Source organism: Streptomyces sp. NPDC096152 (assembly GCF_044763235.1).
Taxonomy (GTDB): Bacteria; Actinomycetota; Actinomycetes; order Streptomycetales; family Streptomycetaceae; genus Streptomyces.
Window position 1 is genome coordinate 225,353 of the sequence record NZ_JBIWFW010000001.1, and the last position, 13,320, is coordinate 238,672.

Genomic DNA, 13,320 nt, shown 5'->3' on the forward strand with positions numbered 1-13,320 from the left:
CGCGTCACGTCACCGCTGCCGCCGCGTCACTCCCGGGTGCGCAGCTCCTCCTCGCTCAGGCCGTGCCGCCAGTAACCGACGAAGGTGACGCGCCGCCGGTCGATCCCGCGCTCTCCGACGAAGTGCCGGCGCAGTTCCCTGACGCATCCCGACTCGCCCGCGAGCCAGACGTACGGGCGCGCCCCGGAGGGCAGCCGGACGTCCCGTACGGCGTCGAGGGCAAGGGGGGACCGCGCGGCCCGTCCGGGGCCTTGGACCAGCCAGTTCACCTCGGCGTCGGCCTCGGTCGGCACGTCCTGGATGTCCCCGGCGTGCCGCACCTCCAGCCAGGCGCGCACCCGGGTGCCGGCCGGCAGGGACTCCAGGACGGCGCTCGCCGCGGGCACGGCGGTCTCGTCGCCCCACATCAGGACCAGGTCGGTGTCCCCGGGCGGGCGGAAGCGGATCGCGCGGTTGTCCGCGACGGCGGGGCCCAGCAGCAGCACGCGGTCCCCGGGGGCGGCCCGGGAGGCCCAGCGCGAGGCGGGGCCCGCCGGGGCCGTGGCGCCCGGCCCGACCCCGTGCAGCACGAAGTCGATGTCGATCTCGGCGGTGCGGCCGCGGGCGTCCCGGCGCAGGGCGCGCAGGGTGTACGAGCGCATCACCGCCCTTCGGTCGTCCGGGAGTTCGCGCCAGGCCTGCCACCACCCGTCCCCGAAGCCGACCGGGACGACGGGTTCGCTCGAGCCGGGGCGCGGCAGGAACAGCGACAGGGACTGGTCGCGTCCCCCGGAGTGGAAGGCGTCCAGGCCGGGGCCGGTGAAGGTGACGCGGGCGAGCGAGGGACCGAGCCGCCTCGTCGCCACGACCTGGAGGGAGAAGAAACGGAACGGGGCGGCCACGGCGGTGGTCATCGGGGCTCCTGAGAACGTCGTCCGGGGTGGGGCCGGGCTGTCAGCCGACCTTCTGGGCCTTCTCGATGGCCGCGGCGAGGTCGTCGAGCAGGGGCGCGCACTTGTCGTACGACAGGATCGGCTCGGGATTGCGGGCGATGACCTGGCCGGCCTTGACGGCGGGGAGCTTCTTCCAGGTGCCCTCGGTGATGTCCGCGGGCTGGATGGCCGAGGTGCGGTTGTCCATCATGATGATGTCCGCCGCGTACTTGTCGACGTTCTCCCAGCTCAGCGACTCGTACCAGCCGCCGCCCTCGGCCTTGGCCCGCTCCGGGGGCTCGACGAAGGTGACGCCCAGGGCCTTGAAGTACTCGAGGTCGACGGAGAGGTCGGTGCCGGAGACGTAGAACAGGTCCTGGGCGGCCGAACCGGCCAGCACCCTGATGCCGGGGTTGGCCCGGGCGGCGGCACGCAGCCGGGCCGCCGCGTCCTCGAAGCGCTTCCGGGCCTGCTTGATCTTCTGCGTGGTGACATCGGCGCCGAGCGACTCGGCGAGGGCGAGCATGCGCCGCAGCGGTTCGGTGAGTTGACGGTCGTAGACGGAGAGGCCCACGGTCGGGGCGCCGACGGCGAGGATCTTCTTCTTCGACTCCTCGGGGACGTACCAGAGGGTGCCGGCGTCGTCGAACATCGTGGAGACGAGGAGGTCGGGGGCGAGGGCCGCGTACTTCTCGATGTTGAACCGGCCCCACGCGTTGCCGAGGACGGTCACCTTGCTGACGTCCATGTCGCCGGCCTGCACGTCGGCCCTGCCGTCCTTGGTCCTGGTCGGGCCGAAGACGCCCTTGGCCTGGATGCCGTAGTCGTACAGCGCGGCCGCGACCCCGACGAAGGCGACGATGCTGGACGGCACCCGGTCCGCCTTCGCGCTCCGGCCGCGGTCGTCCCGGAAGGACCAGCGGCCGGACCCGGCGGACCCCGCCGCATCGCCCGGGCCACCGTCTTCCGCGTCCTCGCCGCCGCAGGCCGCGAGGACGGCGCCGAGGCCGAGGGCGCCGCCCGCGGCGAGGATGCCGCGGCGGGAGAGGTGGGTGGCACGGGACTTGGGCATGGGTGCGACTGCTTTCGAACGGGGCGGGGCGCCCGCCGGACGGAGTGAAAGTTAGGTTAGCCTAACCTCACTCCCTGTCCAGGGGTGGTGCCGCGCCCGGCCCGGTCGGCGGCCCGTGCGCTGTTCGGTTGTCGGTTCGTCAGCTCGTCAGGTGGTCAGTCCCAGCTCTCGTGCGATGAGCATCCGCTGGACCTCGCTGGTGCCCTCGCCGATCTCCAGGATCTTGGAGTCGCGCCACATGCGGGCGACCGGGTACTCGTTCATGAAGCCGTAGCCGCCGTGGATCTGGGTGGCGTCGCGGGCGTTGTCGACGGCGATCGTCGAGGAGTAGAGCTTCGCCAGCGCCGCCTCCTTCTTGAAGGGCTCGCCCGCCACCAGGCGGCTGGCCGCGTCGCGCCAGGCGAGGCGGGCCGTGTGGGCCTTCATCTCCATGTCGGCGATCTTGAACTGGACGGCCTGGTTGGCGCCGATGGGCCTGCCGAAGGCGTGCCGCTCCTTGGCGTACTTCACCGACTCGTCGACGCAGCCCTGGGCCAGGCCGGTCGCCAGGGCCGCGATGGCGATGCGGCCCTCGTCGAGGATCCGCAGGAACTGCGCGTAGCCGCGGCCCTCCTCGCCCAGCAGGTTCGCGGCCGGCACGCGGACGTCGGCGAAGGACAGCTCCCGGGTGTCGGAGGCGTTCCACCCGACCTTCGAGTAGGCGGGCGCCACCGTGAAGCCGGGCGTGCCGGAGGGGACGATGATCGCGGAGATCTGCGGCCGTCCGTCGGGCTTGCGGCCCGTCACCGCCGTGACCGTGACCAGGCCCGTGATGTCGGTGCCGGAGTTGGTGATGAAGCACTTGGTGCCGTTGATCACCCACTCGTCGGTGTCCGGGTCCAGGCGGGCCGTCGTCCGGGTGGCACCCGCGTCGGAGCCGCCGTCCGGTTCCGTCAGGCCGAACGCGCCGAGCATCTCACCGGAGCACAGGCGCGGGAGCCACGTGCGCTTCTGCTCCTCGGTGCCGAAGAGATGGACCGGCATGGCACCCAGCGAGACGCCCGCCTCCAGGGTGATCGCCACCGAGGAGTCCACCCGGGCCAGCTCCTCCAGGGCGATGCCGAGGGCCAGGTAGTCGCCGCCCATCCCGCCGTACTCCTCGGGGAACGGCAGCCCGAACAGGCCCATGCGGCCCATCTCCCGCACGATCTCGTACGGGAACTCGTGGCGCTCGTAGAAGTCGCCGATCTTGGGCGCGACGACGTCGTGCGCGAACGCCTCCACGGTACGGCGGAGTTCTTCCAGCTCGGGGGAGAGACGGTGGTCCATCGGTGATCACTGCTCCTTGTGGGAGAGGGCTCGTACGGTGCGGGACGGGCTGGGCCGGCCCAGCCGCTCGGCCATCCACTCGCTCGTGGCGACGAGGCGGCCGAGGTCGACTCCGGTGTCGATGCCGAGGCCCTGCAGCATCCACACGAGGTCTTCGGTGGCGAGGTTGCCGGTGGCGGACCTGGCGTACGGGCAGCCGCCGAGGCCGCCCGCGGAGGCGTCGACCGTCGTGACCCCGTGCTCCAGCGCCGCGTAGGTGTTGGCCAGTGCCTGGCCGTAGGTGTCGTGGAAGTGCACCCCGAGGACGCTCGTCGGCACGCCCGCCTCGTTCAGCGCGGCGAGCAGCTCCCGCACATGGCCGGGGGTGGCGACGCCGATGGTGTCGCCGAGGCTCAGCTCGTCGCAGCCCATGTCCGTCAGCGCCCGGCACACACCCACCACCTGGTGCAGCGGGACCGCCCCCTCCCAGGGGTCGCCGAAGCACATGGAGACATAGCCGCGGACGTGGGCGCCCTCCTCCTTGGCGCGGGCGACCACCGGCTCGAAGACGGCGAGGGACTCCGCGACCGTGCGGTTGAGGTTGGCCTTGGCGAAGGACTCGGTGGCGCTGGCGAAGACGGCGATGCGGTCCGCGCCGAGGGCGAGCGCCCTCTCCAGGCCGCGCGCGTTCGGCACCAGGACCGGGAGCCGCACCCCCGGCAGATCCTTGACCTGCGGGAACAGCGCCTCCGCGTCGGCCAGTTGAGGCACCCACTTCGGGTGCACGAAGCTGGTCGCCTCCACGGTCGTCAGGCCCGCCCCGGCGAGACGGCGGATGAACTCCGCCTTCACCTCGGTCGGCACCGCGTTCTTCTCGTTCTGCAGGCCGTCGCGCGGGCCGACCTCGTGGATCCGCACCCGCTCGGGCAGGTTCCGGGCCGGGACGACCATGGGCAGGCCGATCTCGGATGCGCTCATTCCGGCTGCGCCCCTTCCTCCTCGTGCGGCGCGATCACGGCCAGCACCTGGTCCATGGCGACCGTGGTGCCCGGGGCCACGTCCAGGCCGGTGACGGTGCCGGCGTGCGGGGCGGAGATGACGTGCTCCATCTTCATCGCCTCCACCACGAGCAGGCTCTGGCCCGCGGTCACCTCGTCGCCGACGGCGACCTTCACCACCGTCACCGTGCCGGGCATGGGGGCGGTGAGCGAGTCGGCGCCGCTGTGCGCGGCCCGGCTGAGGGACGCGGCCACCGGGTCGTGGTCGCGCACGTGCCAGGCGTCGCCGTCGCGGCCGAGCCAGTCGGCGGCGCGGTGGAAGGTGTGGCGGACGCCGTCCAGGGTGACGGAGACCGTGTCGCCGGTCACGGTATGGGTGCCGCGCGGGGTGTGCTCCACGGGGTCGGCCACCCGCAGCGGGAAGGCCGCCGGCTTCGGCTCCCCGCCCATGCGCCAGCCGCTCGGCACCGAGAACGGGTCCTTCCACCCGTCGCCCGTCGGGCGCAGGGCGTCGAGCCGCACCGCCGCGGCGGCCTCGTAGACCTCCTCCGGCACGTCCGCCGGGACCAGTTCGTCGGCCACGCGCTCGACCAGCCCGGTGTCCAGCTCGCCCGCGACGACCGCCGGATGCGCCAGCAGCCGCCGCAGGAAACCGGCGTTGGTCTGCACCCCCAGCGTCACCGTCTCCGCCAGGGCGGCCCGCAGCTTCCGCAGCGCGGTGGCACGGTCCGGCCCGTACGCGATCACCTTGGACAGCATCGGGTCGTACAGGCTGCCGACCTCGGTGCCCTCGCTGAGCCCGGAGTCGGTGCGCACCCCGTCGCCCTGCGGCTCGCGCAGCCGCAGCACGGTGCCGCCGGAGGGCAGGAACCCGCGCGCGGGGTCCTCGGCGCAGAGGCGCGCCTCGACGGCGTGCCCGGTCAGCCGGACGTCCTCCTGCGTGAACGGCAGCGGCTCGCCCGCGGCCACCCGCAGCTGCCACTCCACCAGGTCCAGGCCGGTGACCAGCTCGGTGACCGGGTGCTCCACCTGGAGGCGGGTGTTCATCTCCATGAAGTAGTACGACGACGGGTCGCCGCCGGGGACGATGAACTCCACCGTGCCCGCGCCCCGGTACCCGCAGGAGCGGGCCGCCTGGACCGCCGCCTCGCCCATCGCGGCGCGGATCTCCTCGTCGAGCAGGACGCTCGGCGCCTCCTCGATGATCTTCTGGTGGCGGCGCTGGAGCGAGCACTCGCGCTCGCCGAGGTGGATCACGTTGCCATGGCCGTCGGCGAGGACCTGGATCTCGATGTGGCGGGGGGTGTCGACCCAGCGCTCGACGAGCAGGGTGTCGTCGCCGAAGGAGGCGCGGGCCTCGCGGCGGGCCGCCGCGATCTCGTCGGCCAGCCGGCCCTCGTCGCGTACCAGCCGCATTCCCTTGCCGCCGCCGCCCGCCGAGGGCTTCAGCAGCACCGGCATGCCGATCTCACGGGCGGCCTCGGCCAGTTGCGCGTCGGTCAGGCCCGAGCCGCTGGAGCCGGGCACCACCGGCACCCCGGCGGCCCGGACCGTCTCCTTGGCGCGGATCTTGTCGCCCATCAGGGCGATGGCGTCGGCCGGCGGCCCGATGAACGCGAGCCCGGCCTCGGCGCACGCGCGAGCGAAGCCCGCGTTCTCCGCGAGGAAGCCGTACCCGGGATGGACGGCCTGGGCTCCGGTGCGGGCGGCGGCCTGAAGGAGCCGCTCGGCCGACAGATAGCTTTCGGCGGCCGCCGCCGGGCCGATCCGGACCGCGGTGTCCGCCTCCCGGACGTGCCGGGCGTCGGCGTCGGCGTCGGAGAAGACGGCCACCGACCGCACGCCCAGGGCGCGCAGCGTACGGATGACCCGGACGGCGATCTCGCCGCGGTTGGCCACAAGAACTGTCTCGAACATGGTCGGAAGGTCCCCCTCACATCCGGAAGACGCCGAACTGGGGTTCACCCAGCGGGGCGTTGGCGCACGCGGTCAGTGCCAGGCCCAGCACCTGACGGGTCTCCAGCGGGTCGATCACGCCGTCGTCCCAGAGGCGGGCGGTGGCGTAGTAGGCGTTGCCCTGGTGCTCGTACTGGGCGCGGATCGGCGCCTTGAAGGCGTCCTCGTCCTCGGCGGGCCACTCCTCGCCCCGGGCCTCCATCTGGTCCCGCTTCACGGTGGCGAGGACGGAGGCGGCCTGCTCGCCGCCCATGACGGAGATCTTGGCGTTGGGCCACATCCACAGGAAGCGGGGCGAGTAGGCCCGGCCGCACATGGAGTAGTTGCCCGCGCCGTAGGAGCCGCCGACGACGACCGTCAGCTTCGGCACGCGGGTGCAGGCCACCGCCGTGACCATCTTGGCGCCGTGCTTGGCGATGCCGCCGGCCTCGTAGTCCCGGCCGACCATGAAGCCGGAGATGTTCTGCAGGAACAGCAGCGGGATCCCGCGCTGATCGCACAGCTCGATGAAGTGGGCGCCCTTCTGGGCGGACTCCGAGAACAGGATGCCGTTGTTGGCGACGATGCCGACCGGGTGGCCGTGGATGCGGGCGAAGCCGGTGACCAGGGTCTGCCCGAACTCGGCCTTGAACTCGGCGAAGCGGGAGCCGTCGACCACGCGCGCGATGATCTCCCGGACGTCGTAGGGGGTGCGCGAGTCGACCGGGACGGCGCCGTAGAGCCCGGCGGGGTCGACCTTCGGCTCGATCGCCTCGGTGACCTCCCAGGGCAGCGCCCCGCGCGCGGGGAGGGTGGCGACGATGTTCCGCACGATCCGCAGCGCGTGCGCGTCGTCCTCGGCGAGGTGGTCGGTGACGCCGGAGGTCCGGGAGTGCACCTCGCCGCCGCCGAGCTCCTCGGCGGTGACGACCTCGCCGGTGGCCGCCTTCACCAGCGGCGGGCCGCCCAGGAAGATGGTCCCCTGGTTGCGGACGATCACGGCCTCGTCGCTCATCGCCGGTACGTACGCCCCGCCGGCCGTGCAGGAGCCGAGCACGGCCGCGATCTGCGGGATGCCCGCGCCGGACATCCGCGCCTGGTTGTAGAAGATCCGCCCGAAGTGCTCGCGGTCGGGGAAGACCTCGTCCTGCATCGGCAGGAACGCGCCGCCGGAGTCGACGAGGTAGAGGCAGGGCAGCCGGTTCTCCAGCGCCACCTCCTGCGCGCGCAGGTGCTTCTTCACCGTCATCGGGTAGTAGGTGCCGCCCTTGACGGTGGCGTCGTTGGCGACGACCACGCAGGCGCGGCCGCTGACCCGGCCGATACCGGCGATCACCCCGGCGGCCGGTGCCTGTCCGTCGTACAGCCCGTCGGCGGCCAGGGGGGCCAGCTCCAGGAACGGCGACCCGGGGTCCAGAAGAGTGTCCACGCGCTCGCGGGGCAGCAGCTTGCCGCGCGCGGTGTGGCGGGCGCGCGCCTTCTCGCCGCCGCCGAGCCGGGCCGCGGCGAGCTTGCCGCGCAGCTCCTCGACGAGCGCCCGGTGCGCCTCCTCGTTGGCCCGCCAGGCGTCCGACGCGGGATCGGCCGCGCTCGTCAGCTCCGGTGCCTCGTGCATCCTGCGGTACCCCTCACCCAGTGGTCGACTGTTAATGAGCGTTAACCATTTCCTTCAGGTTAACGACCGCTAACCTCGCTGTCTAGAATTGTTTTCATGGCCACCAGAACCGACGCCCCCACCCGCCGCGAACAGATCCTCAAGGAAGCCGCCCGGCTCTTCGCCGAACGCGGCTTCCACGGCGTCGGGGTCGACGAGATAGGCGCCGCGGTCGGGATCAGCGGGCCCGGTCTGTACCGGCACTTCGCCGGCAAGGACGCGATGCTCGCGGAGCTGCTGGTGGGCATCAGCGGCCAGCTGCTGACCGGAGCGAAGCGGCGCCTGGCGGAGGCCGGCGCGGGGGCCGACCCCGGGGCGGTCCTCGACTCGCTCATCGAGGGGCACATCGACTTCGCGCTCGACGACCGCCCTTTGATCACCTTGCACGACCGCGAGCTGGACCGCCTGCGGGACAGCGACCGCAAGCTCGTGCGGCAGCTCCAGCGGCAGTACGTCGAGCTGTGGGTGGAGGTGCTGCGCGCGGTCTACCCGGCGCTGGCCGAGCCCACCGCCCGCTCGGCGGTGCACTCGGTCTTCGGCCTGCTCAACTCCACCCCGCACCTGGGCCGCCCCGGCTCCCTGCCCGGACGGCAGACCACGGCGACCCTCCTGCACCGCATGGCGCGGGGCGCGTTCGCGGCGGCGGCCGCCGGCGACGACTGACGCGCGCTGAGGGCGGCCACCCCGGAGTACGTGGGCCGTGCCGGGGAGGCGCTCTCACTTGCCGGGCGCGCGGGCGTCCGGCGCGAACGGCCGGACGTCCTGGCCGCAGACGGCGCCGCGGGGCGGCAGGGCGCCGGAGAGGAAATAGCGGACCTCGTGGTTCCCGACGCAGGAGCTGGGGTTCAGCAGCGTGGTGTGCCCGTAGCCCCGCACGGTGACGAGTCGGGCGTCGGCCAGGTGCCGGGTCAGGTCCACCGCCTGCTGGTACGGGGTGGCCGGGTCGAAGGTGGTGTTGACCGTGAGCAGGGGAGGGGTGGGCCGGTTCCACGGTCCGGTGTAGCGGTCGGCCGCCCGCGCGGGCCAGGTCGCGCACGGCTCGGCGAGCCAGGTCCAGTACCGGCCCACGTCCCCCGACCGGGCATAGGCCTGCTGTTCGAAGGTGTGGTAGCGGCGGGTGTCGCGGGGGACCGGGCTCTCCGAGCACTGCACCGCGTACGGGGGCTCCACCTCGGGGTAGGCGGCGGGCTGGAGCGCGCCGGTGCCGGCGGTCGTCCTGGCGAACGGGGACGTCCTGGCGGCGGGGGCACCGCCGTCCCACAGGGCCTGGAGGACCTCGGCCAGTTCGGTCCACCCGGGATCGACGACGTACAGCCCCTCGACGACCGCCGAGACGGTGGCCGCGTAGGTCCACTCGCCCTGGGGGTGCGCGCTCAGGCGGCGCAGCAGCCGCTCGTACTTGTCCCGGGTGGCCCGCGGGGTGCCCGCGGAGAAGGCGCAGCGGTCCGTCGTGGTGCGGCCGCACAGGTCGAGGAAGCGGGCGAGGGTCCGCGCGGACCCTATGTCGGCGCGCCGGCGCAGCTCCGTCGGCAGCGGCGGGGACAACCGCACCCAGGTGACGGGATCGACGGCGCCGTCCAGCACCATGGCCCGCACGTTGCGGGGGAAGAGGTTGGCGTAGGTGGCGCCGAGGAAGGTCCCGTAGGAGACGCCCAGGTAGTTCAGTTTCCGGTCGCCCACGGCGCGGCGCAGCAGGTCCAGGTCGCGGGCGGTGTCCGTGGTGGAGACGTGCCGGAGGAGATCCGGGAGGCGCTGCTCGCAGATCCGGCCCAGTTCGGCGAAGGCGGAGATCCACGACGCCCGCTCGCGGGCACCGACCGGGAAACCGTCGGGCACCCGCGCGCTCCAGGCCGCGAACTCCTCGGCGCTCCTGAAGCATCGGACGGCCGTGGAGCGTCCGACCCCGCGGGGGTCCCAGCTGACGATGTCGAACCGCTCGCGCAGCTCCCGGGGGAAGGCCTCGTACGCGGCGGGAAGTGCCGCCGTTCCGGCCGTCGCGTTTCCGGGGCCACCGGGATTGAAGAACAGTGAGCCGGCCCGGTGGGCCGGGTCCGTCGCCGGCCGCCTGATGACGGCGAGTTCGACGGTGCGCCCTTGGGGGTGCCGGTGGTTCAGCGGCACCTTCGCCGTCGCGCACTCGAACCCGGGCGCGTAGGAACAGGGGCTCCAGGCCAGGCGGGGCACGGGCGCTGCCGCCGCCGGGCGCCCGGCCGCGGCCGGGGCGGCCGCGGCCACCGTGGTCACGAGGCAGGCCACGGCCGCCGTTGCGGCGACGGCGGCCCGCCACCGGGGCCTTCGGGGAGATGACATGCGTGCGGCCTTCCTTCAGATCACTGCCCGGCAGCCTGTGCGACGCCCGTGAGGCGGACTTTTCGCAGCCTGCCGCGGCGCGGAGGGGCGCGCCCGGTGGGGCGGGCCGTACGGGGGCCGCGTCCCGGCCGGCCGGGTGAATGGCGTGACCCGTCGGCCGCGCGGCGCGGCGAGGGTGACGAGCGTTACGCGGACCCCTCTGGACGCCTCCGCCTACTCGCCGGTACGTTGACATGAGCAAGCGCTTAGACATGCTCAGACATGCCGAAGTACGTGGAGGTGGCGGCGTGCGCCGTACGGTGTTCAACGAGGATCACGAGGCGTTCCGGGAGACCCTTCGCGCCTTCATCGAGGCCGAGGTCGTCCCCGTCTACGACGAGTGGTTCGCCGCGGGCCAGGCGCCGCGCGACTTCTACTACAAGCTCGGCGAGCTGGGCATCTTCGGCATCAACGTGCCCGAGGAGTTCGGCGGCGCGGGCATGGACAGCCACAAGTTCGAGGCCGTCCTCTACGAGGAGACCGCGCGCGCGGGCGTCCAGTTCGGCGGCTCCGGCGTGCACGTGCTGCTCGCCCTGCCCTACATCAAGATGCTCGCCACCGACGAGCAGAAGAAGCGCTACCTGCCGAAGTTCGTCACCGGCGAGGAGATGTGGGCCATCGCGATGACGGAGCCGGGCACCGGCTCCGACCTCGCGGGCATGAAGACCACCGCCAAGCTCTCCGAGGACGGCACGCACTACGTCCTCAACGGCGCCAAGACCTTCATCACCGGCGGTGTGCACGCCGACAAGGTCATCGTCTGCGCCCGGACCTCCGCCCCCACCGCCGAGGACCGCCGCTTCGGCATCTCCCTCTTCGCCGTGGACACCAAGTCCGAGGGCTACTCCGTCGGCCGCAAGCTGGACAAGCTCGGCCTGCGCACCTCCGACACCGCCGAGCTGGCCTTCGTCGACGTCAAGGTGCCGGTCGAGGACCTGCTCGGCGAGGAGAACAAGGGCTTCTACTACCTCGGCCACAACCTGGCCTCCGAGCGCTGGGGCATCGCCTTCGGTGCCTACGCCCAGGCCAAGGCCGCCGTCCGGTTCGCCCAGCAGTACGTGCAGGAGCGCACCGTCTTCGGCAAGCCGGTCGCCCACTTCCAGAACACCAAGTTCGAGCTGGCCGCCTGCCAGGCCGAGGTGGACGCCGCCGAGGCCGTCGCCGACCGTGCCACGGAGGCCCTGGACGCCGGTGAGCTCACCCCCGCCGAGGCCGCCAGCGCCAAGCTGTTCTGCACCGAGGTCGCGCACCGCGTCATCGACCGCTGCCTCCAGCTGCACGGCGGTTACGGCTACATGAACGAGTACCCGATCGCCCGCCTGTACGCGGACAACCGCGTCAACCGCATCTACGGCGGCACCAGCGAGATCATGAAGTCGATCATCGCCAAGAACATGGGGCTGTAAGGTCCCGGAAACCGGTGCAGGATACAACTGACGCATGAGTCAGGCACTTCAGTCGCTGCTCGATCTGCTCGACCTCGAGCGGATCGAGCAGGACATCTTCCGAGGCCAGTCCCGCTCGGCGGTCGTCCCGCGCGTCTTCGGCGGCCAGGTCGCCGCGCAGGCGCTGGTCGCCGCCGGCCGCACGGTCCCGGCCGACCGGCACGCGCACTCGCTGCACGCGTACTTCCTGCGGCCCGGCGATCCCGGCGCGCCCATCGTCTACACCGTGGACCGCATCCGCGACGGCCGCTCCTTCACCACCCGGCGGGTGGTGGCGGTCCAGCACGGGCAGCCGATCTTCCACCTCTCGGCCTCCTTCCAGACGGACGAGGAGGGACTGGACCACCAGGCCCCGATGCCGTCCTCCCCGGACCCGGCCACCCTGCCGACCTCCCAGGAACGCCTGCGCGACTACGGTCACCTCGACCCGGCGGTCGTGGAGAAGTTCCTGGAGGCGCGGGAGGCGGTCGACCTGCGCTACGTGGACGAGCCGCCGTACGGCAGGTTCGGCGAGCCGCGCGAGCCGCACTCCCAGGTGTGGTTCCGCACCAACGGCAAGCTGGAGGGCGGGATCGACGAGCCGCTGCTGCACGTCGTGCTCGCCACCTACGTCTCCGACATGACGCTCCTGGACTCGGTCCTGCTCGCGCACGGGCGCGGCGGCTGGGCCGTCGGCGACGTCGTCGGGGCCTCGCTCGACCACGCGATGTGGTTCCACCGCCCGTTCCGGGCCGACGAGTGGCTGCTGTACGACCAGGAGTCCCCGTCGGCGCACGGCGGGCGCGGCCTGGGCCAGGCCCGCATCTACACGCAGGACGGCCGCCTGGCGATCTCGGTGATCCAGGAGGGCGTGGTCCGGGTTCCCCGGTGACCGGCTCCCCGCTTGGATAGGGACATGACAGTCACCGAAGAGCCGTGGAACTGGCGGGGCGGACGGGTCCGGGCGGCCTTCCTGGAGGCGGCCGGACACGTCGCCGACCTACTGGCCGAACCCGCCGTCGCCCACGCCTGGAACGACCCCAGCGCACTGAAGGACTTCAGCGTGCGCGGGCTCGCCGGGCACACCTTCCGGCAGGAGCTGGAGCTGCCCGGCCTGCTCGCGCGGCCGGTGCCCACGGAACCGGTGGTGTCGTTGCGGGAGTACTACCTGGAGCGCGTCGTCTGGCTCGACGCCGGTCCCGACGCCGCCGTGAGCGCGCGGATCCGCCGGAGCGGCGAGGACACCGCCGCCGACGGGCACGCGGCCCTGCTCGCCCGTGTACGCGAGGCGGTCGGGAAGCTGCGCACCGTCGTACCCGAGGCTCCCGCCGGACGGCCGGTCCACGTGCCCACCTGGGGCGAGTGGTCCCTGGACCTCGACGACTTCCTGCTCACCCGGCTGATGGAACTCGTCGTCCACGCCGACGACCTGGCGTGCAGCGTGGGGCTGCCGGCGCCCGAGTTCCCCGAGCACCTGACGGCCCCGGTCGTCGACCTGCTGGCCCGTCTCGCGGTCCGCCGCCACGGCCCGGCCGACGTCATCCGGGGGCTCGCCCGCGTCGAACGCGCCCCCGCCTCGATCGCCGGGATCTAGTGCTGTGGCCGGAGAGGTTCACCGGCTCGCGACGCCCGGCACGGCTCCCCCAAGCTCTGCGAGCAGGGGGACCCCCAGCCGCGTTGTCGCATCACC

Annotated in this window: 11 protein-coding genes; 4 read left to right on the forward strand and 7 right to left on the reverse strand. The window is 72.9% G+C overall.

The annotated features are described in order from the left end of the window. Nucleotides 1–26: 26 nt before the first annotated feature. The 6 genes from ACIQ9G_RS01020 to ACIQ9G_RS01045 form a co-directional block, all read right to left on the reverse strand. Nucleotides 27–893 carry a siderophore-interacting protein gene (locus ACIQ9G_RS01020; RefSeq protein WP_403604365.1) on the reverse strand — a complete coding sequence of 289 codons (867 nt, stop codon included), beginning with the start codon at nucleotides 891–893 and terminating at the stop codon, nucleotides 27–29. A gap of 40 nt (nucleotides 894–933) precedes the next feature. Further along, the gene (locus ACIQ9G_RS01025; protein ID WP_403604368.1) at nucleotides 934–1,983 is read right to left on the reverse strand and encodes an ABC transporter substrate-binding protein; all 1,050 of its coding nucleotides are present in this window, start codon (nucleotides 1,981–1,983) and stop codon (nucleotides 934–936) included. 147 nt (nucleotides 1,984–2,130) lie between these two features. Beyond that, a complete protein-coding gene (locus tag ACIQ9G_RS01030; RefSeq protein ID WP_403604371.1) occupies nucleotides 2,131–3,291 on the reverse strand; it encodes an acyl-CoA dehydrogenase family protein in 1,161 nt (386 codons plus the stop codon). Nucleotides 3,292–3,297: 6 nt separating this feature from the next. After that, the gene (locus ACIQ9G_RS01035) at nucleotides 3,298–4,248 is read right to left on the reverse strand and encodes a hydroxymethylglutaryl-CoA lyase (protein ID WP_403604374.1); all 951 of its coding nucleotides are present in this window, start codon (nucleotides 4,246–4,248) and stop codon (nucleotides 3,298–3,300) included. After that, nucleotides 4,245–6,185: an acetyl-CoA carboxylase biotin carboxylase subunit gene (locus ACIQ9G_RS01040; RefSeq protein WP_403604377.1), complete on the reverse strand. Its 1,941-nt coding sequence runs from the start codon at nucleotides 6,183–6,185 to the stop codon at nucleotides 4,245–4,247. The genes ACIQ9G_RS01035 and ACIQ9G_RS01040 overlap by 4 nt, the downstream gene beginning before the upstream one ends. 16 nt (nucleotides 6,186–6,201) lie before the next feature. Further along, the gene (locus ACIQ9G_RS01045) at nucleotides 6,202–7,818 is read right to left on the reverse strand and encodes a carboxyl transferase domain-containing protein (RefSeq protein ID WP_403604380.1); all 1,617 of its coding nucleotides are present in this window, start codon (nucleotides 7,816–7,818) and stop codon (nucleotides 6,202–6,204) included. A gap of 96 nt (nucleotides 7,819–7,914) precedes the next feature. Here ACIQ9G_RS01045 and ACIQ9G_RS01050 point away from each other — a divergent pair, with 96 nt between their 5' ends. After that, entirely contained in the window at nucleotides 7,915–8,520 is a 606-nt protein-coding gene (locus tag ACIQ9G_RS01050) for a TetR/AcrR family transcriptional regulator (protein WP_403604383.1), read from the forward strand. A 54-nt stretch (nucleotides 8,521–8,574) separates the two neighbouring features. On the opposite strand, the gene ACIQ9G_RS01055 is transcribed toward ACIQ9G_RS01050, so the two are convergent. Further along, nucleotides 8,575–10,167: an alpha/beta hydrolase gene (locus ACIQ9G_RS01055; protein WP_403604386.1), complete on the reverse strand. Its 1,593-nt coding sequence runs from the start codon at nucleotides 10,165–10,167 to the stop codon at nucleotides 8,575–8,577. 287 nt (nucleotides 10,168–10,454) lie between these two features. Between ACIQ9G_RS01055 and ACIQ9G_RS01060 the strand changes: the two genes are divergently transcribed. The 3 genes from ACIQ9G_RS01060 to ACIQ9G_RS01070 are packed head-to-tail and all read left to right on the forward strand — an operon-like array spanning nucleotide 10,455 to nucleotide 13,224. Beyond that, on the forward strand, nucleotides 10,455–11,612 hold the full coding sequence (locus ACIQ9G_RS01060; RefSeq protein ID WP_392194954.1) for an acyl-CoA dehydrogenase family protein: 1,158 nt from the start codon (nucleotides 10,455–10,457) through the stop codon (nucleotides 11,610–11,612). A gap of 34 nt (nucleotides 11,613–11,646) precedes the next feature. Further along, a complete protein-coding gene (locus ACIQ9G_RS01065) occupies nucleotides 11,647–12,522 on the forward strand; it encodes an acyl-CoA thioesterase (protein WP_403604390.1) in 876 nt (291 codons plus the stop codon). Nucleotides 12,523–12,546: 24 nt separating this feature from the next. Then, nucleotides 12,547–13,224 (forward strand): maleylpyruvate isomerase N-terminal domain-containing protein, encoded by a 678-nt coding sequence (locus tag ACIQ9G_RS01070; RefSeq protein WP_403604393.1) that lies wholly within the window; start codon nucleotides 12,547–12,549, stop codon nucleotides 13,222–13,224. Nucleotides 13,225–13,320 lie beyond the last annotated feature (96 nt).